This window comes from Streptosporangium sp. NPDC050148 (assembly GCF_055586505.1).
Window position 1 is genome coordinate 137,193 of sequence record NZ_JBVJIA010000003.1, and the last position, 22,720, is coordinate 159,912.

Genomic DNA, 22,720 nt, shown 5'->3' on the forward strand with positions numbered 1-22,720 from the left:
TCCTCGTGAATCGCTGGAACAAAACCTATTGCAGGACAAGCGCATATCGTGGATCGGTGCACCCTGATTCACCGATCTCGGCCACCCTCGTCTGCTGGGGCAACGCCTGGCTCGCCGGACAGGTGGGCCTCGACGAGGCCGCCGACCGCGTGGAGCGGCAGGCAGGCCCCCAACTCGTCGCCGGCGACGCCGGCGACGTCCCTCTGCGCGGATTCCTCGCCGACCTGCGGATCGAGGGCATGAAGTCGCTGCGGCTGGCCCTGCCCGTCGCGGGTGACCCGCTCGGTCTCACCGGACCGCCCCCCTTCAACTCCGCGGCCATCGAGGCCGGGCAGGCGGCGATAGCCGTGCTTCCCGACAGATGCCTCGGCCTGGTCCCGGTAAAGGACCGCCGCGGGTCATCGTACGCCGGGGTTCGCTGGAGCGTGCTCCAGGCCCGTACGGTGGCCCCCGACCTGCCCTCGCTGTCCGAGGCCGAGCACGAGCTGACCCGTGCCATGCGGACGGCCACCGACGCCCTGCTCGGCGTCGAGGGGCCGGCCCAGGGCAGGCGGCGGGTGGAGATCGTGGACGAGGGCCTGGCCCCCGGCTACCCCGCCCGCGCCCACCGGGTCGCCGCGCTGGCCGCCCGGCTGGCCGCGGTGCTCCGGGTCGCCGACGACCGGGGGCTCACCTCCGGCCAGATCGCCGTACGCGGCCAGGCGCTGCGCGAGCTGGACCGGGCGGTACGGCGCGCCCGGGTGGTGGCCCACCACGCCATGACCGAGCTGGTCTGACCGGCACCCCTCGGGGACCGCGCCGGGGTCCCCGAGGACCCTCAGGGGGCCGTCGGGACCCCCGGGGGCCGTCAGGCCAGGCCGTTGCGCACCGCGTACAGGGCGGCCTGTGTCCGGTCCTGCACGCCCAGTTTCATCAGCACGTTGGAGACGTGGGTCTTCACCGTCTTCTCCGCCACCGCGAGCCTTCTCGCGATCTCCCGGTTGGAGTGGCCCGAGGCGATCAGCGCCAGCACCTCGCGCTCCCGGTCGGTCAGCGGTGCCACCGGCCCGTCCTGCCCGCCGCTCCGGGCCCCGTCCTGCCGCCCCGCCGGGAGCGGTCCGGCGCCGGACAGCATCGCCTCCGCGGCCTCGGCGGCCAGCAGCACCTGGCCGCCGTGCACCGCGCGGATGGCCTGCACCAGCGCGGCAGGTTCGACGTCCTTGTAGAGGAAGCCCGCCGCGCCCGCCCGCATCGCCGGGGCCACCCCCGCGGGGTCGCCGACCGAGGTCAGCACCAGCACCCTGGGCGACAGGCCGCGCTCCGCCAGCGAGAGCAGCGCGCCGAGCCCGTCCAGGACCGGCATCTTCAGGTCGAGCAGCAGCACGTCGGGGGCGAGCGACTCCACCAGCGCGACCGCCTCGGCGCCGTCGGCGGCCTCGCCGACCACCTCCAGGTCGTCCTGGAGGTCCAGGAAGGTACGGAGCCCCTGGCGGACGACCGGGTGGTCGTCGGCGATCAGGACGCGGATCACGCGGGCACCTCCATCCGGATCACCGTGCCCGCGCCCGGCTCCGACCGCACCAGCACGTTCCCGCCGACCGCCTCGGCCCGGTCGGCCATCGAGGCGATGCCCAGCCCCCGTCCCGCGGCGGTGGCCACGTCGAAGCCCGCCCCGTCGTCGCTCACCTCCAGCACCACCCGCCCGTCCTCGCGACCCAGCCGTACGGCGACGGTACGCGCCGCCGAGTGCCTGGAGGCGTTGTGCAGAGCCTCCTGGGCCACCCGCAGGACGGCCACCTCGATCGCCGGGTCGAGCGCCCCCGTCCCCCCGTCCGCCCCGGGAGCCCCGGGAGCACCGGGAGCACCGGGAGCCCCGGGAGCCTGCGGGCCGGCCTCCTCGTCCGTCTCCCCGTCCGGGGGCGAGGACGAGAACGAGAACGAGGCCGGGTGGAGCCGGTCGAGCAGCCGGACGTGCTTGCGGAGCGTCTCGGCCAGGCCGTGCCTGCCCAGCTCGGCCGGCCGGAGCTCCACGATCACCGCGCGCAGCTCGGCCAGCGCCTCCCCGGCCAGCCTCTCCACCCGGTCGAGCTCCCGCAGCGCCCGTACCGGGTCGCCGGGCACCAGCGAGGCCGCGGCCTGCGCGGTCAGGCGCAGCGAGAACAGCTTCTGGGTCACCGCGTCGTGCAGTTCCCTGGCCATCCGGGTGCGCTCCTCCACCAGGGCCAGCTCGCGGCTGCGCTCGTACAGGCGGGCGTTGGTGAGGGCGATCGCGGCGTGCGCGGCGAACATCGTGAGCAGGCGCTGGTCGGCCTCGGTGAACCCGCCGGGGTCGCGCTTGTTGGACAGGAAGATGATGCCGAGCACCTGGTCGCCGTCGAGGATGGGCACCCCGAGGAAGTCCTTGAGCACCGGGTGGGCGCGCGGCCAGTACTCGAACCGGGGGTCCCTGCGGATGTCGGGCAGCCGGACCGGCGCGCCCTCGCGCAGCATGGCGCCGAGCATGCCGTGCTGGCGGGGCATGGGCCCGATCGCCTCCCACTCCTCGTCGGAGATGCCCTCGGCGACGAACTCGGCGAACGCCCCGGCCTCGTCGGGCACGCCCAGCGCGGCGTAGCGGGCGTCCAGCAGCCGCTGCGCCGACCGCACGATGACCTGGAGCACCTCGCGCACCGACAGGTGCCTGGTCACCGCCAGGACGGCCGAGCTGACCGCGTGCAGCACGGCGCCCGGGTCCTCGCTCTCGGAGCTCACGGAACGACTCTAGGCCGCACCGGGCGTCCGGCGCGCGCGCCGTCGGTCCTAGGTCCGCCGCGAACCGCCTAGGACCATCGGCCCAGGCCGGACCGGGTCCGACGGCCGATGTGCGGGGGGTGCCCGGTTCCTACCGTCGGGAACATGACGAAGACCGCACTCATCACCGGTGCCTCCCGCGGCCTCGGCCTGGCCCTGGCCCGTTCCCTGGCCGCCGACGGCTGGCGGCTCATCCTCACCGCGCGCGGCGAGGACGCGCTGCGCTCCGCCACGGAAGGGCTGGGCGCCCTCGTCCTGGCCGGGGACGTCGCCGACCCCGTCCACCGGGACCGGCTGGCACGGGCCGCGGCGGACGCCGGCGGGCTGGACCTGCTGGTCAACAACGCCTCCGGGCTGGGCCCGGTACCGCTGCCGCCGCTGGCGGCCTACCCCGTCGGCGCACTCGGCGACCTGTTCGAGGTCAACGTGCTGGCCCCGCTGGCCCTGATCCAGGCGACGCTGCGCGGTCTGCGGGACCGGCGCGGCGCGATCGTGAACATCTCCTCCGACGCGGCGGTGGAGGCGTACGAGGGATGGGGCGGCTACGGAGCGACCAAGGCCGCCCTGGAGCGGCTCTCCCACGTGCTGGCCGTGGAGGAGCCGGACGTCACGGTCTGGTGGGTCGATCCGGGCGAGATGTCCACGGCCATGCTCGCCGACGCGCTCGGCCCGGCCGAGGCCGCGGCGGCGCCCGCCCCCGAGACCGTCGTGCCCACCCTGCTGCGGCTGGTCACCGAGCGCCCGGGGAGCGGGCGGGTGACGCACGCATGAGCGCGGGAACGAGCGCGCCCGTGACGGACGCCATGGCCGCCGACTTCGTGCTCCCCGGCGAGCTGGAGGCGCGCCAACCGCCGGAGGTCCGGGGACTGGCCCGCGACGGGGTGCGGCTGCTGGTCTCCGACCGCGGCACCGGCCGGGTCGGGCACCACGCGTTCACCGACCTGCCGGACCTGCTCGGCCCCGGTGACCTGCTGGTGGTCAACAACTCCGGCACGCTCCCGGCGGCGGTCCGGCTCGACCGGCTCGCGGTGCACTTCTCCACCGAACGCGAGGACGGCACCTGGCTGGTCGAGCTGCGCAGGTTCCCCGAGCACGGGCCCTACCGGGGCGGGACGGCCGGGGAGTGGCTGCCGCTGCCGGGCGGGGCGACGCTGCGGCTGCTGGAGGCGGAGACGCCCCGGCTGTGGCGGGCGAGCCTGGACCGCGAGGTCACCGGCTACCTGCGCCGCCACGGCGTGCCGATCCGCTACTCCTACGTGGACCGGGACTGGCCGCTGGAGGCGTACCAGACCGTGTTCGGGGTGCGGCCGGGCAGCGCGGAGATGCCCAGCGCGGGACGGCCGTTCACCACCGGCCTGGTGACCTCGCTGGTGTCACGCGGCGTCGGGATCGCGCCGATCACCCTGCACACCGGGGTGGCCTCGCCCGAGCGGGACGAGGCGCCCTACCCGGAGCGGTTCGAGGTGCCCGCCTCCACCGCCCGGCAGGTGGAGCTCACCCGCGCCGGTGGCGGCCGGGTGATCGCGGTCGGCACGACCGTGGTCAGGGCCTTGGAGACGGCCGTGACGCCGGACGGCCGGCTCGGCCCGGCGAGCGGCTGGACCTCGCACCTGGTGACCCCCGACACCGGGGTACGGGCGGTGGACGGCCTGCTCACCGGGCTGCACGAGCCGCGCTCCACCCACCTGCTGATGCTCTCGGCGTTCACCGGCCGCGACCTGCTCTCCCGCTCGTACGCGGCGGCGCTCGCGGAGGGCTACCTCTGGCACGAGTTCGGCGACGTCCACCTGATCGCGGCCGCCCGCTGAGTCGGCAACTCGGTCACAAGGGACTTCCAAGTCGGGTCCGGCAGGTTGGTCCCGGCACCCTGCGGGGATCACCGGATCCCGACGGGAGTGACGAGACGCGCCGGAACCTCACCCGTCACGCCGCCGTCGCCCCGGCCGGAGACACCTTGGTGGGAGGGCCCGGGGCGGTCCTAGAAGCGGCCCCAGTCGTCGGCGGCGGCGCGCCAGACGTCGATGTTGCGCGGGTCCACGGTCATCCTGCGCGGCCGGTGCGTCTCGTGCTCCTCGGGGGTGAGGACGCGGTGGCCGTCGCACAGCTCGTACCTGGGACCGTGCCTGGGGTCGAACAGGTAGAACGCGATCGAGGTGGAGGCGGAATGGTTGACCATGTCCGAGGCGATGGGGACGTTCTTGTACAGGGCACGCGCCCTGCCGCGCATCACGTGGTCGAAGCTCTTCATCATGAAGCACAGGTGCGCGACGTAGTACTCCTCGTTGCGCTGGAGGGCGAGGCTGTGGTGGTAGCGGTCCTCGGCCCTCAGGAAGACGGTGACGTCGCCGACGTGGTCGGAGGACTGGAAGCCGAGCACCCCGGTGTAGAAGGCCAGGCACTCGTCGTACTTGTCGGTGGCGATGAAGGGGTGCACCAGGTCGAGTGGGCGCAGCTCGACGAGCGGCGGCTCGGCGTACTCGTGGAACTCGGTGAACAGCTCCACGATCAGCCCGTTCGGGTCGCGCACGCCGAAGCCGCGCTCGCAGAGCCCCTTCATCCGGTCCTGTAGCGGGAGCACCTCCACCCCCGCCTCGACGACCCGCTCGCGCAGGTCGTCGAGGACCTCGCCGGACTCCACGCTGAAGCCGACCGCGACCGTCTGCGACACCTCCCTGCCGGGCTCGCTGAGCAGCTCCACGCAGTGGTGCTCGATGTCGGCGCGCAGGTAGGCGTGCTCGTCGTCGTGCTGTTCGAGCTGAAGCCCCACGTGGTACCGCAGGAACTCGATGGTCGCGGCCATGTCGGGCACCGCGATCCGGGCGTACTCCATCCCGTACGGCGCCCGGCGGCGGGTGGCGGTTGTCATGGTGCTACCTCTTCTTCCTTGTCGTTTCCATGTCTCTCGTCCGCGGGGTCCTCCGGAGCGCCGAGCCCCGGGGGAGGCGGGGCGCGGCCGGGTCAGAAGGGGAAGCTCACGATGGCCTGCCGCTCGATCACCGGGCGCCAGCGCAGCCGCACGAACTCCTCGTGCGAGGGGCTGTTCAGGTAGTCCAGGAGCTCCCGCTCGGAGTCGAACTCGACGACGAAGCCGTGCGTCATGCTCGTGTCGCGGGTGCTGACGTTGGGGCCGCAGGCCCAGCCGCGCATGGCCGGGTACCTGGCGGGGAACGTCTCCAGCTCCGCCAGGACGGCCTCGGCCGTACCCGGCGGCAGGTCCGGCCGGAAGCGGAAGAGCAGCACGTGTTTGATCATCAGAGGATGAAGCTCAGCCGTGCGCCCGCGTCCATGGTCTCCATCGCGGGGATCGCCCTGCGGAGCCGGAAGCGCAGCCCGTCGTCCTCCACGAGCAGGACGTGCTCGTAGCGGCCCACGTAGGTGTACGTGCCGCCGTCCCGGTAGCGGTGCACGATGAAGTTCGCCGCCACCCAGACCGTGCTCTCGCCCTGCTCCAGGATGAGCACGTTGGAGACCATCCGGTGCGTCCTGGAGTGCGGGTTCTCGGCGTGCGCCTTGCGGCTCTTGAGACGCTTGACCCTGGCCCGGATGAGGTCGTAGTCGTCGCACATGAACGAGCCGGCCGAGGAGCTGTCCCAGCCCTTCCAGTCGGTGGTGGCCACCTCCAGCCGCCCGCCCTCCTCGAAGAGGGTGAACCACTCGTCCAGGCGCCACTCGTCGAGCAGCTGGGCCTCCCGGTAGAGGAAGTCCTCCACCTCCGGCCGGGTGATGGTCCTGCCGCCCACGACGTCCTCCCTGTGTCCCGTGCTCACCGGCTCAGTCCCTGCCCACGACGGCGGCCCAGTGCCGCCAGAAGCTGCGCATCGCGCCCTCGTCGATGGAGCGGCCCTGGTTGCCCTGCCGCTCGTTGGCCATGCCGCGCGACATGTCGCTCCAGTCGAAGGCGGGGTCGGCCGAGTCCGCGGTCGCCTCGATCCCGCGCTGCACCGCCTCGTACGCCTCGATGTCGTCCGGGGTGGCCAGCCCGCCGGGGCCGACGAAGCTGACCATCGTCTTGATCCGCAGCTCCCGCACCTCGGCCGGCTCGCCCACCTCGACGAACTGCCAGGCCCGCACGTCGGTCCGGTCCGGGGCGACCGGTTCGAGCTGGCGGATGGTCAGCGCCTCCAGGTCGAACAGGAGCAGGTTGGGGAAGACGAAGAGGATCCGGCTGGCGTCGGCGATCTCGGCGGCGAGCTCGGAGCCCAGCCGGTCCACCATCTCCTCGCGCTTGGCGACCGTCCGCTCCCGCTCGGCCTCGCCGAACCTCGGCTCCCAGACCATCCCGATCCGCCCGTTGTGGCCGGTCAGGATCAGCAGGCCGTGGCCGCCGCCCAGGTCGTAGGCGTACTGGTCGTCGTCGGTGACGGCGAAGCCGGTCTCGCGCAGGTAGCCCACGAAGGTGTTGTGGGTGGGGGCGAAGTGGTAGCCGTCCATCGCGTTCTCGACGGCGAGCTTCCAGTTGCCCTTGACCGCGTACAGCTGCACGCCGGGCACGGTCTCCATGCCCGCCGGGCCGATCCGGGCGGTCAGCGACATGTAGTGGGCGGCCTTGCCGAGGTGGGTCAGCAGGTCGGGCACGTCGGGGTCGAAGGCGATGAACACGAAGCCCTCGTGGGTCGCGATCCTGGGCACCGAGCGGAGCCGCATCCGCTCGCGGAACCCGTCCACGTCGGCGTAGGCGTCGTCGCCGGGCAGCGCCGCCAGCTCGCCCGAGTTGCTGAACGCCCAGGCGTGGTAGAAGCACTGGAAGAACCTGGTGTTGCCCTCGCCGAAGCGGCACAGCACCGTGCCGCGGTGGGTGCAGGCGTTGAGGAAGACCTGGATCTCGCCGGAGGAGTCACGGCAGAAGATCAGCGGGCGCCCGCCGAGGGTCCTGGTCTTGAAGTCGCCGGGCTTGGGGATCTCCGTCTCGTGGCCGAGGTAGAGCCAGGTGTGCCCCCAGATGCGGGCCGTCTCCTCGCGGAAGACCTCCTGGGACCGGTAGGCGGACCGGTGCACCCGGAACGAGAGCGCCTCCCCGTCCTCCTCCACGAGGGAGGCGATCGGATGTCCCTGTGTCAGCTGCGTCATCGCGGCGCCTGGCCTTCCTGCGGATCTTGAACGAGAATTCGAGATGCCATCTCGCTATGTGATGCTGCTACCCCGTCTTCCCGGTGTCAAGTACGGGGCCGGAGGTCGAAATGTTCGGTTACTCGGTGTTAACGGCGACGCAACACCCATGGGGTTCTCTCGGCCGGTGACAGCGACATATCCCCCGTGGAGGGACAATGCTCCAGCCGAAGATCGGCCGCATCGATGGTTCGCACTACCTTCCCACCAGCTCAGACACTAGCCTCTGGGGTCTGCTGCCCAACCGGGGCCACCTGCCGGTGCTCCACGTCGCCTCGGGCGAGACCGTCACCATCGACACGCTGAGTCACGAGGGGATCCTGGAGGACCAGGGCCGTGACCCGGTCGCCTACCTCGCCGGGTTCGGCGTCGGCGCCGACCGGGTGCTCACCGACGCGCGCGAGCTCGCCGCCTCCGGGATCCCCCACGACTACGACAACGACGGCCCTCACGTGGTGACCGGGCCGATCTCGGTCGCCGGGGCCGAACCCGGCGACGTGCTCCGGGTGGACGTGCTCAGCCTGCTGATCCGGGCGCCGTACGGGTTCGTCAGCAGCAGGCACGGCTACGGCGCGTTGCCCGGGGAGTTCCCCGAGACCCCGGCCGACACCGGCCCGAGGCCGGACGGGACCCGGGAGTACAACAGCGTCTGCGTCTTCACCGAGGTCGTCGAGGAGGCCGGGCGCCTGCACGGCGTCATCCCGTTCGGCAAGGGGCGGTCGGCGCGTTTCCCGCTCGCGCCGTTCCTGGGCCTGATGGGCGTGGCCTCCGACACCGACGCCCCGGTCCACTCGGTGCCGCCCGGCCCGTTCGGCGGGAACCTCGACATCAACGAGCTCCAGGTCGGGTCGAGCCTCTACCTGCCGGTCCAGGTGCCCGGGGCCGGGTTCTACGCCGGTGACCCGCACTACGCGCAGGGGGACGGCGAGGTCGCGCTGACCGCGCTGGAGGCGCCGCTGCGCGCCACGCTGCGCCTGTCGGTGATCCCCGCGGCCCAGGCCCGCGCGCTCCTGGGCGCGCTGGACGAGCCCTTCGCCGAGACCGCCACCCACTGGCTCCCGGTCGGCCTGCACACCGACCTCAACGAGGCCATGCGCCGTGCCGTACGGGCCGCCGTGGGCTTCCTCGAACGCACCCAGGGGATGGAGCGGCCCAAGGCCCTGGCCTACCTCAGCGCGGCGGCCGACTTCGAGGTCAGCCAGGTCGTCGACCAGGTCAAGGGAGTGCACTGCATGATCAGGAAGGCCGACTTCGGGCTGTGACCGCTCCGGCGCGCGGCCTACCCCTCGGGCAGCCAGACCGCGTCCCGGAAGTCCGGGCGCGGCGGGCTGAACACGTCGACGTTGACGCACGGCCCCTCGATGGGCTCGACGTGGTGCTCGGCGCCCCGGGGGACCAGCAGCATCGACCCCGCCGACATGGCGTGCGGCACGCCGTCGACGTAGTAGTCGCACCGGCCCCGAAGGATCAGGACGAGCTGGTCGAAGTCGTCGTGCCGGTGCGGGTTGAGCGTCATGCCGACGGCCAGCTCGTGCCAGGCCAGCATGACCTCGTCGGTGGAGTACACCTTGCGGGAGACCCCCGGCCGGATCACGGTCGCGGGGATGTCGTCCCAGTTGACCGCGAGGCCGTACAGCAGCGGGCTGAAGGTGGTCATTGCGCTTCCTTCCATCGATGGATCACCTCGCGCAGGGCCGAGCCGAGGAGTTGCACGTCGGAGCCGACGACGAGGTAGCGGGCGGCGCCCAGGCCGCCGCCGGTGAGCAGTTCCTCGTCCGCGCGGGCGATCCAGCCGCCCGGCGCCACCCCGGCGGACAGGGCCGCGCCGACGATCTCCTCGACCTTCGCGCGCAGCGCCTCCGGACCGGGAAGCCCCATGCCGACGGCCAGGTCGGTGGTGCCGACGAAGGCCACGTCCAGGCCGCCCACCAGCTCCGGTACCGGGTCCAGGGTGACGGCGGTCTCGATCTGCCCGACGAGCAGCGGCGGGTCCTGCGCCTCGGCCGCCAGGTAGGCCGCCAGGTCCACCGCGCCGAAACCCGCGGCCGGGTGCGACAGGCTCACGCTCCGCCGCCCGTGGGGGGCGTAGCGGGTCGCGCCGGTCAGTGCGGCGACCTCGGCGACCGCGGTCAGCGTGGAGAGCTGCACCCCGGCCGCACCGGCCTCCAGCACCCTGTTGATCAGCGCCGGGTCCACGGCGGGCACCCGTACCAGGGCCGGAAGGCCCGTCGCGGCGGCGTGCCGGACGAGCGCGAGCGCGGTCGCCTCCGGCAGCGAGGAGTGCTCCAGGTCCACGACGACGAAGTCGAACCCGGCCTGCCGCGCGAGGTCCACGCAGTCGGCGCTCGGCAGCTTGAGGAACGTGCCGACCACCCGGTCCCCACCGGCCAGCGCGTCCCGCAGCCTCCGCCGCAGCGCGGCGACCCCCGCCGCCGGGACGGCCCGGGACGGCGGTTCCCGGGTCGCCGGCTCGAAGGACGGCGCGGCAGGTCCGCAGGGTACGGTCACCGGTCCCGGTCCAGGCCGCGCCAGGGCGTGGTCTCCACGCGCCGCCCGTGGTGCAGGACGAGCGCGGGCTCCAGCCGGGAGGCCGTGATCGAGTTGCCGGACGCGTCGGGCAGGGTCGTCTCGGGGGCGTCCTCCAGCACGGTGACGTGCGCGGGACCGCCCTCGACCAGGGTGCCGTAGCCCTCGGCGTCCAGGCCGAGCACCCGGGCGGGGGCGATGGTCATCCGCGGCACGATCTCGTCCATGGTCATGCCGAGCGCGCGCAGCTTGGCCGCGCTGGTGACCAGGTCGAAGACGGGCCCGCGCCAGTTGCGCGCGCTGGTGTCGGAGGTGAGCAGGTCCGGCAGGAACCCGTCGGCGATCGCCCTCCTGGCGACCTCGAAGCTGAGGTTGCTCCTGCCGTGGGCGCTGTCGAAGAGCACCCCGCGGGCCCGCGCCTCCCGCACCTCGGCGATGACCTTGTCCCCGTCGAGGATGCCGTGCGGCTTGCCGGTGTAGCAGTGGGCGACGACGTCCCCCGGGCGGAGCAGGCCGAGCACCTCGGGCAGCGGCTCCTCGGTCTCCCCGATGTGGACCATCAGCGGCAGCCCCGCGTCGGCCGCGAGCGCGAGGGAGGTCTTGAGCAGCGAGCGCCAGGCCGGGCCGACCACGTCCTCGGAGAGACGGATCTTGAAGCCGCGGACCACGCCGGGGTTCTCCGCCGCGACGGCCAGCGCGTCCTCGGGGACGAGCGTGGCCGGGTTGAGCAGCTCGCCGAAGCGGAAGTCGATGAGCCCGAGCACCGAGACGTTGAGGAAGTTGACCAGCCGCATCTCGGCGGCCTGGACCACGTACCGGTCGAAGGCGGCGAAGGTCGAGGCCCCGACCGTGCCGGCGTCGGCCGCGGCCACCACCCCCCGGCGCAGGTGGGCCTCGTCCGGCGGGGCGCCGACCTTCGAGACGTTCTCGAAGACGTGGGTGTGCCCCTCGACCAGGCCCGGCATCACCCACTTGCCGGTGCAGTCGACGACCTGCCCGGCCTGGGCGACCTGGCCGGCCAGCGAGGGTGCGATGCGCGCCACCCGGTCCCCGGTCACGGCCACGTCGGTGACCGAGTGGGTGCCCGCCACCGGATCGAAGACGGTACCGCCGGACAGGACCAGGTCGAATGCAGTCTCGGTCATATCTCGTTCTTTCGGTTCTTGAGGGCCGTGAGGCCCGGGAGGGCTGTGAGGGGTTCTGGGGGACGGCCGGGGCCGGTGCGGGCGGTGCCGGCGGTGCCGGCGGTGCGGGGACCCGGATGCGGCTGCGCGGGCCGGGCGGTGGCGGGCTTCAGCGGAACCGGGTGCGCAGCGGCAGCACCCCCGCGACGGACACCTCGACCTCGTCACCGGGGCGGAGGAAGACCTCGCGGTCCTGCCCGGTCCCGGCGGGGGTGCCGGTCAGCACCACGTCCCCGGGCTCCAGCGCGGCGAAGCGGGAGATGGTGGCCAGCAGCTCGGGCACCGCGAAGATCAGCGCCTCGGTGCTCGCGTCCTGCCGGACGGTCCCGTTCACGCTGGTCCGCACGGTGATGTTCGCGGGGTCGGCGACCGTGGACAGGTCCAGCACGGAGGCGCCGAGCGCGCCGAAGCCGGGGAAGCTCTTGGCCAGGGTGGGCGTGGCGGTGGCGACCATGACGTCGCGCGCGGTCATGTCGTTGGCCGCGGTGACCCCGGCCAGGTGCTCCCACACCCGCTCGGGCGCGGTCCGGCACATCCGCCGCCCCACCACGAAGGCCACCTCGCCCTCGTAGTCCACCTGGCTGGAACGGTCGCTCGGCAGCTCCACCTCCGCCCCGGGGGCCGACACCGCCGACGGCGATCGCAGGAACAGGATGGGATCGATCGGGATCGACCGGCCGGTGAGCCGGGCCTTGCAGCGGTAGTTGAGGCCGACCCCCCAGATCGCGCGGGCACCGCGCAGCGGGGGCAGCAGCCCGTCGAGGGAGACCCGGCCCAGCTCCCGCGCGGCCCGTGCCGGCGCGAAGCCCTCGCCCACGGCGAGCATGGCCGCGACGTCGCCGAACGGCAGGTCGAGCAGGACCGCGTCGTCGCCGTCCTCGGTGAGACGGGCCAGGCCGCCGGGGGTCGCCAGCAGGTTCACGCGCCGTCCCCCGGCACAGCGGCCCGCCGGCCGGAGGCCGTGACCGGGAGGGCCACCGGGAGGGCCGGAGCGTCTCCCCTACGTCGCATACCCATGTCTGCTCCTACTCCTGCGGTCACCCGGCCCGAAGGGACGACGGGATTCCAGGGGGGCGTTCTGTCGGGACACCGGCGTCCGGCCGATGGCGGGGTCTCCCGCCGCCGTACCAGGTCGGCCAGGCGTCACGAACGTACGAGGAAGGCTCACCGCGTGTCAAGATGCGGAATCACATCTCGCATTGCGTCATGCTACGGCCGTGTTTCGGTCCGATGCACGCCCGACCCTGTAGGGATGGCAGGGCGCGGACCAGGGAGAACGGCTCATGCCGGGTCGCCGACACCGGCACGGCACCGCCGGACGGCCGCGCCGGGGTGACCGGAACCACACCCGGGAAACGGTCCGGGCGCGTGGAAGGGGCGGGACGGAGCGGGGAACGGTCTCCTGCCGTTCAGGGCGGGCTCACGGCGCCCGGACGGGGCCGGGGCCGTTCAGGGTGGGCTCACGGCGCCCGGACGGGACCGGGGCCGCTCAGACCGGGAGCCGCGAAAAGCTCAGACCGGTGTCCCGTAGGGCTCAGGCCGGTCCCGTAGTGCTCAGGCCGGTCTCGTGCCGCCCAGGTCGCGGGAGAGGTCGCGCGCCACCCTCAGCAGCGCGGCGGCGGCCTGCGGCTCCCGGTCGCCCGCGAGGGAGGCCACCGTGCCGACGACCGCCATCGCGGCGACCACCTGGTCTCCCTCGAAGATCGGCGACGCGAGCACGTGCACCCCGTGGTCCACCGGCGAGTTGACCGCCACCCCGGTCCTGCGGACCTCCTTGAGGAGGTCGCGCAGCTCGGCCGAGGCCCGCAGCCGCCGGGCGAGCCCGGGGACCTCGCCGACGGGCAGGTAGGCGCTGAAGACCCTGCCCTGGGCCGAGCGCACGACGTCGAGCTGCGAGCCGGTGCGGACGCTCAGCCGGACGTCCCCCACGGTGTTGTCCACGCAGCCGACCACCACCGGGCACTCGCCGTTCCAGACGCTCAGCACGACCGTCTGGTTGATCTCGCGCATCAGCAGTTCGAGGTAGGGCTCGGCGGCGGCGGCGATCGGCAGCCCGGCCCTGGCCGCGGCCTCCAGCCCGAGGAGCTGGGGGCCGAGCGAGTAGGTGGCGCTGGACGCGTCGTAGCGCAGCAGGCCGGCCGCCCGCAACGCCCGCGCGTACCGGTGGGCGGTGGGCTTGCTGACCCCCAGCCGCGCGGTGATCTCGTTGAGGCTCAGCCGGGGGCGCTCGACGGTGAAGCCGCTCAGGATCAGCGCGGCACGCCGCACCGTCTGGATGGCGGGCACATCGTCGGGGACGCTGTCGGGGACGCTCTCGGGGACGACGCCCCCGGGGACGCCCTCGGCGGCGTCGTCCGGCCCGCCCGCGGGGACGGTCCCGGACGCACCGGCGGACGCCTGGGCGGGAACGCCTCCGGGCGCACCCGCCGAGGGGTCGGCGGGCACGCCGGCGGGCATCCTGTCGGCCACACCCGTGTCGCCGAAGCGTGCCTGCTCCGCCATGCCGACTCCTCCGCACCGACCGTCCGTTGGATCGGACTCTACAGACTGGAGAACTCAGGCCGCATCGGAGGAATGGCCGGGCGCGGTACCGAGGGCGGGATTCACCAGTGGCGCGAGGTTGTTGACCGCGGCCGCGGCCTCGCCGAACCCGACGGAGATCAGCCTGACCTTGCCGTCGTAGTCGCTGATGTCCCCGGCGGCGAACACCCGGGGCAGGTTCGTCCGCATCGATCGGTCGACCAGCACGTGCCTTTTGCGCAGCTCCAGCCCCCACTGCTGGACCGGCCCGAGATCGGCGATGAAGCCGAGCGCCGCCACGACCGTCTGGGCGGGCAGGGTGACACGACCGTCCCGGTCGTCCTGGCCGCTCGCCCCGACCCTGTCCACGACGACCTCGCCGACCAGGTGCTCACCACCGATCTTCGAGACCTCGTACGGCGTCAGCACCCGTACCGACGACGAGCGCAGCGTGGCCACGCTGCGCTCGTGCGCCCGGAAGACGGGCCTGCGGTGCACGAGCGTCACCGAGCGCGCCAGCGGCTCCAGGGCCAGGGCCCAGTCCACCGCCGAGTCGCCGCCGCCGACCACCACCACGTCGTGACCGGCCACGTCGTCGAGCCTGCGGACGAAGTAGCGCAGTCCCCGGCCCAGGTAGTCCTCGCCCACGGGCAGCTCGCGCGGGGTGAAGGTGCCGATGCCGCCGGTGAGCAGCATGGCCTTGGCCCGCACCACGGTGCCCGCGTCGGTGACGACCTCCACGGAGTCCTCGTGGTGCCGCAGGTCGAGGGCGCCCTCCCCGAGCAGCAGGACCGGGTTCGCCTGGGCGGCCTGGGCCACCAGCTCGTCCACCAGCCGCTGGCCCTTCACCGCCGGGAACCCGGCGACGTCGAAGATCTCCTTCTCCGGGTAGAGCGCCGAGATCTGGCCGCCGGGCTCGGGCAGCGAGTCGATCACGGCCACCGACATGCCGCGGAACCCCGCGTAGTAGGCGCCGTACAGGCCGGACGGGCCCGCGCCGACGATCACCAGGTCGACGTCGTACGCGGTCATGACCCGCCGCCGGGCGGCACCGCGGCGGGATGGTCGCTCCCGGTGCGGCCCACCTTCCTGGCGCCCCCGGGCGAGCCCAGGTCGGCGAAGAACTCGGCGTTGATCCCGGCGAACCTGGCCGCCTCCGCGGGGAGATCGTCCTCGTGGAAGATGGAGGTCACCGGGCAGACCGGCTCGCACCGGCCGCAGTCGACGCACTCGTCGGGCTGGATGTACATCATCCGGTCGCCCTCGTAGATGCAGTCGACCGGGCACTCCTCGACACACGACCTGTCCTGCACGTCCACACACGCGTCGGTCACGACGTAGACCATCAGTCCTCCCTCGTCGGCAGCGTGGGGGAACAGTAGGAGGCTGTCACGCGCATTGTCAATATACGAGATGGCGTCTTGCATAGAGTTAACATGGACCCATGACGAGCGACGCCCTGCGACACCTGCGGCAGGCCACCGACGCGGCGATCTCCGATCGGACGATCGTCGAGGCGATCCGGGTGATGTCCGCCGCTCCCAGTCCGCGGGGCCGCGAACGCGCGACCGCGACCCGGCTGGCGGCGTGGGCGCGGGACCGCTGGCCCCGGCTCCCCTGGAACCTGGAGGCGGTGGGCCCCGAGGGGACGAACCTCACCTCCACCGCCGGCGGCTCCGGGCCCGAACTGCTCGTCTACTCCCACCTGGACACCTCGCTCTCCGGCGACGCGGCGCACGACCGGTGGGCGACCGGCCTGGACGGGCCGGTCGCCCCGCTCACCCTCGACCCGGTCTCCGGCCTGCTGTCCGGCTTCGGCCTCGGTGTCGCCCGCGCTCCGGCCGCCGCGGCGCTGGTGGGGTACGCGGCCGCGGCGACGGCCCTGCGCCGCGAGGGCCTGCCGCACCGCCTCTGCCTGCTCCTGGCCTCGGCCGGTACGCACTCCTCCCCCTTCGCGACCGCACGTCCGGCCAGCCCGTCCCCCTCCGCGGCCTCCGGCGTCTCCGGCGTCTCCGGGGAGCCGTCGGGCATCGACGAGTACCTGCGGTCGCACCCGTTGCCCGCGGCCGCCGTCGTCGCCAAGTGCGGCCCGCCCGGCGTCCTGTACGAGGAACCCGGGGCGATCTTCCTCAGGGTCCGGCTGGACGGCGCCTACCGGCCGGTGCTGGCCAGGGACGCGGACGGCGGGCTCCTGGCCGGCCTGGGGGCCGTCGTCGCGATCCTGGAGTCCTGGCGCGCCGAGCACCTGGCGGCCAGGACCGCCCCGGGACGCCAGCTCGCCGCCGAGGCGGGCATCGGCGCGGTACGGGGCGGCCTGGCCGAGAAGCCCGACCTGTTGCCCGGCCTGGTGGAGCTCCACCTCTACCTGACCACCGTCCCGGGCGACGATCCCGGTGAGATCGCCCGGACCGTACTGGAGCGGCTGCGGGCCGGGATCCGCGGCGGGCCGCTGGAGCGCCACCGGGTGAGCGTGGACGCGCACATGGTCCACCCGGCCGGGAGCACCCCGCCGGGCGCCCCGGTGATCCGCCAGGCGATCGCCGCATGGGACGACGAGCACGGCGCCCCTCCGCCGCCGATCTCAGGCTGGAAGGGCTCCACGGACGGCGTGGTGCTGCGCGGTCACGGGATCCCGACCGCCAGGGTGGGCCCGGCCGCGGCCTCCGACCCGGCCGATCCCCGGCGGGACGTCTTCGATCCGCAGGAGCTGGCGCGCTTCGCCCGCCTGTACGCCGGGATCGCCCTCCGGCACGCCCTCGGCGTCCCCGGCACCCGATCCGGCAGGGGCACCTGAGCCGACGGAGCACCGGAGCCGACCGGAACATCCGAACCGGCTGGAGCGGCCGGAGCACCCGGGCCGGCCGGGGCATCGACATTGGGCGTTCTGGATGACAGGATGCTGTCTCGCAATGCAAAATATTTGCCCGGCGCCGGGCCCGCAGACCTGAATCGAAGGAACGACATGGGTGACGACAGCGCGCCTGGCCGGCAGGGCGCCGCGGGCGAGAACAGGATCCCGGCGATCCAGACCGTCCAGCGCGCCGCGATGATCCTCAGCGCGTTCACGGTGAGCCGGCCGCACCTGACCCTCAACCAGCTCACCGCCAGCCTGGGCACCAGCAAGGCCACCGCACATCGATACACCAAGGCCCTGCGGGAGAGCAACCTGCTGCGCTACGACGAGCGTGAGGCGCTGTACTCCCTGGGTCCCCAGATCCTCACCCTGTCGGCCGCCGCCCGCGTCGGCATGCCGGTGATCGGCATCGCCGGTCCGTACATGCAGCGGCTGGTCAGGGAGATCGACGAGACCGTGGTGCTGAGCGTCTGGGACGGCGACACCGCCGTGGTGGTCCGCGTCGACGACAACACCGACCGCACCATAAGGGTCAGCGTGCGGATGGGCTCGCGCCTGTCACGGACCGAGTCGGCCCAGGGCCGGGTCTTCTGCGCGTTCCTGCCCCCCGACGAGGTTCCCGGTCTGCAGGAGCAGCTGGACGCCTCCCCCGAGCTCCGCCAGGAGCTGGTGAAGATCCGCGAGGACGACATCTCGGCCAACACCCCCTCCGTCAACGGCGTGCGCAGCATCGCCTCGCCGGTCTTCCGGGGCCCGGTCCTGCTGGCCGCCATGGCGATCGTCGGCACCACCTCCTCGGTGCCCGCGGGCACCCACTCCCCGCTCGCCGAGGCCCTGAAGCGGACCGCGGCCGAGGTGACCGCCGAGCTGGGAAGGGAACGCACGCTTCCGGACCGGTGACCGTTCCGTGCAGAGCGGGCGTCCGCATGGTGAACCACATTCACGGCCCGATCCGGGGCCAAGTAGCGTAGGAACCGATGAACCAGCGCACGCTTCTTATCACGCTGACCGGCCCCGACCGTCCCGGCGTGACCTCACGTCTCTTCTCGGTCCTGGCCGGTTTCCCCGTCGCCGTCGCCGATGTCGAGCAGGTCGTCATCCGGGGCAGGCTCACCCTCGGCGTCCTCGTCTCCTACACGGGGGGCCCGTCGACCGGAACCGGTGGCACCCTGGGGGCCCTCTGGACCGCCGTCGAGCGGACCGCCGAGGACCTGGGACTGCACGTCGAGCTGTCCACCGGCTCCGACCCCAAGGAGAAGCGGCGCAGGGGACGGCTCACCGTCACCGTGCTCGGCTCCCCCCTCCAGCCGGCCGCCATGGCGGGCATCGCGGGGCGGATCGCCGCGGCCGGCGCCAACATCGACCGCATCGAGCGGCTGTCCAGCTACCCGGTGACCTGCATCGAGCTCTCCGTCTCCGGTGCCGACCCCGACACCCTGCGGGCCGAGCTGGCCGTCGAGGCGCACACCCAGCAGGTCGACGTGGCGGTTCAGCGCACCGGCCTGTACCGCAGGGCCAAGCGGCTGATCGTGATGGACGTCGACTCGACGCTCATCAAGGCCGAGGTGATCGAGCTGCTCGCGGCGCACGCCGGCTGCCTGGACGAGGTCGCCAGGGTCACCGAGGAGGCGATGCGCGGCGAGCTCGACTTCGCCGAGTCGCTGCGCCGCCGGGTCGCGCTGCTGGCGGGCCTGTCGGAGGAGGTCTTCGAGAAGGTACGCGGGGAGCTCGTGCTGACCCCCGGCGCCCGCACGCTGGTACGGACCCTCAAGCGGCTCGACTACCGGTTCGCGATCGTCAGCGGCGGGTTCACGCAGCTCACCGACGCCCTGGTGGACGATCTGGGGATCGACTACTCCGCGGCCAACACCCTGGAGGTGGTCGACGGCGTGCTCACCGGCCGGGTGGTCGGCGACATCGTGGACCGGCCGGGCAAGGCGCGGGCCCTGGAGCGGTTCGCCCGGGAGGCCGGCATCCCGATCAGCCAGACCGTGGCCATCGGCGACGGCGCCAACGACCTGGACATGATCGCCGCCGCCGGGCTGGGCATCGCCTTCAACGCCAAGCCGGTGGTGCGCCGCGCCGCCGACACCGCGGTCAACGTGCCCTACCTCGACTCGATCCTCTACCTGCTGGGCATCCCCCGGGCCGAGGTCGAGGACGCCGACGCCGAGGACGGCGTGATCAACACCGAGCGCTGACGGGCCCCTCGCGGGACGCGTGATCATCACCGGACGCCGGCCGTTCCCCGGCGTCCCCGGCCGGGTCTCCCCGGAAGGCCGTCGACGACCCCTGACCGCTTCCGGGTCCTCCTCAGCGGTCCTTGGGACTCCATCGGGTGACCACGCGGCCGGTGTCGAGCCCGGCCCACTCGTCGTCGGTCTCGACGACGGCGAACGCCCCGGGCGGGAAGCCGCCGTCACCGTCCCCCGGGGCCAGCATCCGGACCAGCTCCTGCACGCCCGGGTTGTGGCCGACCAGGAGCAGGGTGCGCGCCTCGGTCCCGCTCCGCCGGACCAGCGCCAGCAGCTCGTCGGCGTAGGCCTCGTAGACGGACGGTTCGAACGACACGTCCGCGTCCGGAAGGGCCAGTGCCACGGTCCGCCGGGTCCGCGCCGACGGCGAGCAGAGCACCAGGTCGGGCCGCAGGCCGAGATCGGCCAGGGCCGCGCCGATCCGGCGGGCGTCACGCTCGCCGCTCTCGGTCAGGGGGCGATCCCGGTCGGCGACACCGGGGGGCTGGGCCGCCTTGGCGTGACGCAGGACGACGAGCGTGCGCGCCGTCATCGGGACGCCCAGACGGCGAGACCCACGATCACCGCGAACACCGCGGCCATGGCCAGCAGAACGAGAAGGAGTGACTTACCCCCGGAGGGCTGCTCTTCCATAGCGGCAAGTTTCCCACCGCGACGGTCCGCACACGCGAAAGGGGTACGCGTGGCTCGCGTACCCCTTGCGATGGAGCGTCACCCGGTTCCCCAGGGAAGGTCACCGGTCGCGGACCGGCTCGGTTCCCCCGGGGAACGCGGCTCAGGTGGAGACCGGCTGCACCTTGCGGTCGGAGTCGTTCTCCTCGGTCGGGGAGATGCTCGCCGACCGGCGCTTGGAGACGATGACCGCGCCGACGACGATGGCGACCGCCAGCAGCGTGACGACGACACGCAGCACCGCGTTGTCGGCGTAGGTCACCACGGCCGGAGCGATCAGCAGTGCCACCAGGTTCATCACCTTCAGCAGCGGGTTGATCGCCGGACCGGCGGTGTCCTTGAACGGGTCGCCGACGGTGTCACCGATGATGGTGGCCTCGTGCGCCGGAGAGCCCTTGCCACCGTGGTGGCCGTCCTCGACCAGCTTCTTGGCGTTGTCCCAGGCACCACCGGAGTTGGCCAGGAACACCGCCATGAGCGTGCCGCACGCGATGGCACCGGCCAGGAACGCGCCGAGCGGGGCGTACCCCAGCGCGAAGCCGACGGCGATCGGGGTCAGCACGGCCAGCAGACCGGGCGTGGCCAGCTCCCGCAGCGAGTCGCGGGTGCAGATGTCCACGACCCTGCCGTAGTCGGGCAGCTCGGTACCGGCCATGATGCCCGGCTTGGTGCGGAACTGCTCGCGCACCTCGAAGACCACCCGGCCGGCCGCGCGGCCGACCGCCGTGATCGCCAGGCCCGAGAACATGAACACCACCGCGGCACCGATGATCAGACCGACGAGCACGTTCGGGTAGTCGATGCTCAGGCTGAACGTGCTGAACGAGCCCAGCGCCTCCTTGACCGTGGCGCTCGCCTGGGCCAGCTCGGTCTCCACCGCCGTGCGGAACGCGCCGAACAGCGCGGTCGCGGCGAGCACCGCGGTGGCGATCGCGATGCCCTTGGTGATGGCCTTGGTGGTGTTGCCGACCGCGTCCAGGGAGGTGAGGACGGCGGCGCCCTCGCCCTCGACGTCACCGGACATCTCGGCGATGCCCTGGGCGTTGTCGGAGACCGGCCCGAAGGTGTCCATGGACACGATCACACCGACCGTGGTCAGCAGCCCGGTGCCCGCGAGCGCCACCGCGAACAGGGCGATGGTGACGTTGCCGAAGCCGAGCAGGAAGGCGCCGTACACGGCGGCTCCGATGATCAGCGCCGAGTAGACCGCGGACTCCAGGCCGACGCTGATGCCGGCCAGGATGACCGTGGCGGGGCCGGTCCGGGAGCTCTCGCCGATGTCCCGCACCGGGCGGCGGTTCGTCTCGGTGAAGTAGCCGGTGAGCACCTGGATGGCGCTCGCCAGCACCAGGCCGATGAGCACCGCCCCGATCGCGATCAGGCGCGGGTCGGAGGTGATCGCGGCGATCTGCGGGCTCACGCCGGTCAGGCCGGCGAAGGTGGCCGGCAGGTAGAGGTAGGCCGCGACCGCGACCAGGATCGCCGAGATGGCCGCCGAGATGAAGAAGCCACGGTTGATCGCGGCCATCGCGTTGCGGTCCCCGGCGCGCGGGGCGGTGACGAAGATGCCGATGATCGCGGTGATCACGCCGATCATCGGCACGATCAGCGGGAACACCAGGCCCTCGACGCCGAAGGCCACCCTGCCCAGGATCAGGCTCGCGACCAGCATGACCGCGTAGGACTCGAACAGGTCGGCGGCCATGCCCGCGCAGTCGCCCACGTTGTCGCCCACGTTGTCGGCGATGGTGGCGGCGTTGCGCGGGTCGTCCTCGGGGATGCCCTGTTCGACCTTGCCGACCAGGTCGGCGCCGACGTCGGCGGCCTTGGTGAAGATGCCACCGCCGACCCGCATGAACATGGCGAGCAGCGCGGCACCGAAGCCGAAGCCCTCCAGCACGGCCGGGGCGTACCCCCCGTAGGCGATCACCACCACGGCCGCGCCGAGAAGACCGAGACCGACGGTGATCATCCCGGCCACGCCGCCGGTGCGGAACGCGATCCGCATGGCGACCTTCTCACCCGATTCGCGGGCGGCGGCGGCGACGCGGACGTTACCGCGGACCGCCAGCCACATGCCGATGAATCCGGTCAGCGCGGAGAAAAGCGCGCCCACGACGAAGAAAGCCGATCTGCCGATTCTCACGCCGGTCGTCTCGGCCGGAAGGAGATACAGCAGGAAAGGGATCAAAATGACGAACAGAGCGAGCGTTCGGAACTGCCGCGTCAAATACGCGGAAGCCCCTTCCTGTACGGCTCGCGCGATGTTCTGCATGCGTTCGGTGCCCTGGCCGGCGGCCAGCACCTCCCGCACCAGGGCGCCGGCGACGGCGAGCGCGAGCAGGGCGACCGCGGCCACCACGATCACGATGGTGAAGTGGTGGCCGCTGAGGGATACCGCTGGTTCTTCGACAGCGGCGAGATGGAGCACAGACATCCGACTCTCCTTGGCAAGACGGGAACACGTCCTGCCCGGAGTGCGCTGCCATAGGCGTCACGACGAGCAAAGCGGCGCACATCCGGGGTGGTTGGCAGTGCCGCTTCCAGTTGCAGACCCCTACGGAAAACGGCTCGCGTACGGGCCGTTCCGAAGGATAAACCTTGGCCGGTTCCGGGAGTCTACGCAGCGTCGACGCGGATATGAAGCCTCTGTGCTCGGCCGATTGACGACAGGTACGGCATCCATCGCCGACCGGCCTGCTTATAACGCCATTTCCCCGTCACATCCGTCTCGTCCGTCTCCATGTCCCCCGGATTTCGGCCCGCACCTACAGGTGTTAAGACACGACCGGAAACGCGGGGACCGCAAACGAACGGCCGGGCGTGTCCTAGGA

Annotated in this window: 22 protein-coding genes; 7 read left to right on the plus strand and 15 right to left on the minus strand. The window is 72.7% G+C overall.

Annotated features, from left to right (window positions below):
• The first annotated feature begins 56 nt into the window (after nt 1-56).
• On the plus strand, nt 57-776 hold the full coding sequence (locus tag ACZ6RT_RS04190; protein ID WP_399185319.1) for a hypothetical protein: 720 nt from the start codon (nt 57-59) through the stop codon (nt 774-776).
• 71 nt (nt 777-847) lie between these two features.
• Here ACZ6RT_RS04190 and ACZ6RT_RS04195 read toward each other — a convergent pair whose 3' ends face one another.
• Nucleotides 848-1,510, minus strand: a complete 663-nt coding sequence (locus ACZ6RT_RS04195; protein ID WP_399185318.1) for a response regulator — start codon at nt 1,508-1,510, stop codon at nt 848-850.
• Entirely contained in the window at nt 1,507-2,730 is a 1,224-nt protein-coding gene (locus ACZ6RT_RS04200) for a GAF domain-containing sensor histidine kinase (RefSeq protein ID WP_470152195.1), read from the minus strand. Before ACZ6RT_RS04200 ends, ACZ6RT_RS04195 begins: the two co-directional genes overlap by 4 nt.
• 144 nt (nt 2,731-2,874) lie before the next feature.
• On the opposite strand from ACZ6RT_RS04200, the gene ACZ6RT_RS04205 reads away from it, so the two are divergent.
• On the plus strand, nt 2,875-3,540 hold the full coding sequence (locus tag ACZ6RT_RS04205) for an SDR family NAD(P)-dependent oxidoreductase (protein ID WP_399185316.1): 666 nt from the start codon (nt 2,875-2,877) through the stop codon (nt 3,538-3,540).
• Nucleotides 3,537-4,577: an S-adenosylmethionine:tRNA ribosyltransferase-isomerase gene (locus ACZ6RT_RS04210; RefSeq protein ID WP_470152196.1), complete on the plus strand. Its 1,041-nt coding sequence runs from the start codon at nt 3,537-3,539 to the stop codon at nt 4,575-4,577. The genes ACZ6RT_RS04205 and ACZ6RT_RS04210 overlap by 4 nt, the downstream gene beginning before the upstream one ends.
• A 170-nt stretch (nt 4,578-4,747) precedes the next feature.
• On the opposite strand, the gene ACZ6RT_RS04215 is transcribed toward ACZ6RT_RS04210, so the two are convergent.
• The 4 genes from ACZ6RT_RS04215 to ACZ6RT_RS04230 form a co-directional block, all read right to left on the minus strand.
• Nucleotides 4,748-5,635 carry a VOC family protein gene (locus ACZ6RT_RS04215; protein WP_470152197.1) on the minus strand — a complete coding sequence of 296 codons (888 nt, stop codon included), beginning with the start codon at nt 5,633-5,635 and terminating at the stop codon, nt 4,748-4,750.
• Nucleotides 5,636-5,727: 92 nt separating this feature from the next.
• Complete coding sequence (locus ACZ6RT_RS04220) at nt 5,728-6,021, minus strand: Dabb family protein (protein WP_344891255.1); 294 nt, start codon at nt 6,019-6,021, stop codon at nt 5,728-5,730.
• Nucleotides 6,021-6,536 (minus strand): aromatic-ring-hydroxylating dioxygenase subunit beta, encoded by a 516-nt coding sequence (locus ACZ6RT_RS04225; protein ID WP_344891258.1) that lies wholly within the window; start codon nt 6,534-6,536, stop codon nt 6,021-6,023. The genes ACZ6RT_RS04220 and ACZ6RT_RS04225 overlap by 1 nt, the downstream gene beginning before the upstream one ends.
• A 4-nt stretch (nt 6,537-6,540) precedes the next feature.
• Nucleotides 6,541-7,836, minus strand: a complete 1,296-nt coding sequence (locus ACZ6RT_RS04230) for an aromatic ring-hydroxylating oxygenase subunit alpha (protein ID WP_399185312.1) — start codon at nt 7,834-7,836, stop codon at nt 6,541-6,543.
• A gap of 197 nt (nt 7,837-8,033) precedes the next feature.
• Here ACZ6RT_RS04230 and ACZ6RT_RS04235 point away from each other — a divergent pair, with 197 nt between their 5' ends.
• Nucleotides 8,034-9,137 carry an acetamidase/formamidase family protein gene (locus ACZ6RT_RS04235; RefSeq protein ID WP_470152198.1) on the plus strand — a complete coding sequence of 368 codons (1,104 nt, stop codon included), beginning with the start codon at nt 8,034-8,036 and terminating at the stop codon, nt 9,135-9,137.
• A 17-nt stretch (nt 9,138-9,154) separates the two neighbouring features.
• Here ACZ6RT_RS04235 and ACZ6RT_RS04240 read toward each other — a convergent pair whose 3' ends face one another.
• The 7 genes from ACZ6RT_RS04240 to fdxA form a co-directional block, all read right to left on the minus strand.
• On the minus strand, nt 9,155-9,532 hold the full coding sequence (locus tag ACZ6RT_RS04240) for a cupin domain-containing protein (protein ID WP_399185309.1): 378 nt from the start codon (nt 9,530-9,532) through the stop codon (nt 9,155-9,157).
• Nucleotides 9,529-10,383: an HpcH/HpaI aldolase family protein gene (locus tag ACZ6RT_RS04245; protein WP_470152199.1), complete on the minus strand. Its 855-nt coding sequence runs from the start codon at nt 10,381-10,383 to the stop codon at nt 9,529-9,531. Before ACZ6RT_RS04245 ends, ACZ6RT_RS04240 begins: the two co-directional genes overlap by 4 nt.
• Complete coding sequence (locus ACZ6RT_RS04250; RefSeq protein WP_470152200.1) at nt 10,380-11,546, minus strand: amidohydrolase family protein; 1,167 nt, start codon at nt 11,544-11,546, stop codon at nt 10,380-10,382. The genes ACZ6RT_RS04245 and ACZ6RT_RS04250 overlap by 4 nt, the downstream gene beginning before the upstream one ends.
• A 148-nt stretch (nt 11,547-11,694) precedes the next feature.
• Nucleotides 11,695-12,507 carry a fumarylacetoacetate hydrolase family protein gene (locus ACZ6RT_RS04255; RefSeq protein ID WP_399185306.1) on the minus strand — a complete coding sequence of 271 codons (813 nt, stop codon included), beginning with the start codon at nt 12,505-12,507 and terminating at the stop codon, nt 11,695-11,697.
• 632 nt (nt 12,508-13,139) lie between these two features.
• The gene (locus ACZ6RT_RS04260; RefSeq protein WP_470152201.1) at nt 13,140-14,087 is read right to left on the minus strand and encodes an IclR family transcriptional regulator; all 948 of its coding nucleotides are present in this window, start codon (nt 14,085-14,087) and stop codon (nt 13,140-13,142) included.
• 54 nt (nt 14,088-14,141) lie between these two features.
• Complete coding sequence (locus tag ACZ6RT_RS04265; protein WP_470152202.1) at nt 14,142-15,137, minus strand: NAD(P)/FAD-dependent oxidoreductase; 996 nt, start codon at nt 15,135-15,137, stop codon at nt 14,142-14,144.
• Nucleotides 15,134-15,451, minus strand: a complete 318-nt coding sequence (gene fdxA, locus ACZ6RT_RS04270) for a ferredoxin (protein ID WP_399185303.1) — start codon at nt 15,449-15,451, stop codon at nt 15,134-15,136. The genes ACZ6RT_RS04265 and fdxA overlap by 4 nt, the downstream gene beginning before the upstream one ends.
• Before the next feature lie 98 nt (nt 15,452-15,549).
• On the opposite strand from fdxA, the gene ACZ6RT_RS04275 reads away from it, so the two are divergent.
• From ACZ6RT_RS04275 to serB, 3 genes are all read left to right on the plus strand, one after another.
• Nucleotides 15,550-16,899, plus strand: a complete 1,350-nt coding sequence (locus tag ACZ6RT_RS04275; protein ID WP_470152203.1) for a hypothetical protein — start codon at nt 15,550-15,552, stop codon at nt 16,897-16,899.
• Nucleotides 16,900-17,067: 168 nt separating this feature from the next.
• On the plus strand, nt 17,068-17,859 hold the full coding sequence (locus tag ACZ6RT_RS04280; protein WP_399185301.1) for an IclR family transcriptional regulator: 792 nt from the start codon (nt 17,068-17,070) through the stop codon (nt 17,857-17,859).
• A 77-nt stretch (nt 17,860-17,936) separates the two neighbouring features.
• Nucleotides 17,937-19,160, plus strand: coding sequence for a phosphoserine phosphatase SerB (gene serB, locus ACZ6RT_RS04285; protein ID WP_399185300.1), 1,224 nt, complete (start codon nt 17,937-17,939; stop codon nt 19,158-19,160).
• A 112-nt stretch (nt 19,161-19,272) separates the two neighbouring features.
• Here serB and ACZ6RT_RS04290 read toward each other — a convergent pair whose 3' ends face one another.
• Nucleotides 19,273-19,746, minus strand: coding sequence for a SixA phosphatase family protein (locus tag ACZ6RT_RS04290; RefSeq protein WP_399185299.1), 474 nt, complete (start codon nt 19,744-19,746; stop codon nt 19,273-19,275).
• Nucleotides 19,747-19,989: 243 nt separating this feature from the next.
• On the minus strand, nt 19,990-22,323 hold the full coding sequence (locus ACZ6RT_RS04295) for a sodium-translocating pyrophosphatase (protein ID WP_470152204.1): 2,334 nt from the start codon (nt 22,321-22,323) through the stop codon (nt 19,990-19,992).
• Between the last annotated feature and the right edge of the window lie 397 nt (nt 22,324-22,720).

What these genes read in the sequence shown, in the direction of transcription:
- ACZ6RT_RS04235 (WP_470152198.1), top strand. Translation starts at nt 8,034, where the DNA reads ATGCTCCAGCCGAAGATCGGCCGCATCGATGGTTCGCACTACCTTCCC.
- serB (WP_399185300.1), top strand. Translation starts at nt 17,937, where the DNA reads ATGAACCAGCGCACGCTTCTTATCACGCTGACCGGCCCCGACCGTCCC.
- ACZ6RT_RS04230 (WP_399185312.1), bottom strand. Translation starts at nt 7,836, where the DNA reads ATGACGCAGCTGACACAGGGACATCCGATCGCCTCCCTCGTGGAGGAG.
- ACZ6RT_RS04275 (WP_470152203.1), top strand. Translation starts at nt 15,550, where the DNA reads ATGACGAGCGACGCCCTGCGACACCTGCGGCAGGCCACCGACGCGGCG.
- ACZ6RT_RS04240 (WP_399185309.1), bottom strand. Translation starts at nt 9,532, where the DNA reads ATGACCACCTTCAGCCCGCTGCTGTACGGCCTCGCGGTCAACTGGGAC.
- fdxA (WP_399185303.1), bottom strand. Translation starts at nt 15,451, where the DNA reads ATGGTCTACGTCGTGACCGACGCGTGTGTGGACGTGCAGGACAGGTCG.
- ACZ6RT_RS04250 (WP_470152200.1), bottom strand. Translation starts at nt 11,546, where the DNA reads ATGACCGAGACTGCATTCGACCTGGTCCTGTCCGGCGGTACCGTCTTC.
- ACZ6RT_RS04210 (WP_470152196.1), top strand. Translation starts at nt 3,537, where the DNA reads ATGAGCGCGGGAACGAGCGCGCCCGTGACGGACGCCATGGCCGCCGAC.
- ACZ6RT_RS04260 (WP_470152201.1), bottom strand. Translation starts at nt 14,087, where the DNA reads ATGGCGGAGCAGGCACGCTTCGGCGACACGGGTGTGGCCGACAGGATG.
- ACZ6RT_RS04220 (WP_344891255.1), bottom strand. Translation starts at nt 6,021, where the DNA reads ATGATCAAACACGTGCTGCTCTTCCGCTTCCGGCCGGACCTGCCGCCG.
- ACZ6RT_RS04205 (WP_399185316.1), top strand. Translation starts at nt 2,875, where the DNA reads ATGACGAAGACCGCACTCATCACCGGTGCCTCCCGCGGCCTCGGCCTG.
- ACZ6RT_RS04290 (WP_399185299.1), bottom strand. Translation starts at nt 19,746, where the DNA reads ATGACGGCGCGCACGCTCGTCGTCCTGCGTCACGCCAAGGCGGCCCAG.
- ACZ6RT_RS04295 (WP_470152204.1), bottom strand. Translation starts at nt 22,323, where the DNA reads ATGTCTGTGCTCCATCTCGCCGCTGTCGAAGAACCAGCGGTATCCCTC.
- ACZ6RT_RS04265 (WP_470152202.1), bottom strand. Translation starts at nt 15,137, where the DNA reads ATGACCGCGTACGACGTCGACCTGGTGATCGTCGGCGCGGGCCCGTCC.
- ACZ6RT_RS04280 (WP_399185301.1), top strand. Translation starts at nt 17,068, where the DNA reads ATGGGTGACGACAGCGCGCCTGGCCGGCAGGGCGCCGCGGGCGAGAAC.
- ACZ6RT_RS04215 (WP_470152197.1), bottom strand. Translation starts at nt 5,635, where the DNA reads ATGACAACCGCCACCCGCCGCCGGGCGCCGTACGGGATGGAGTACGCC.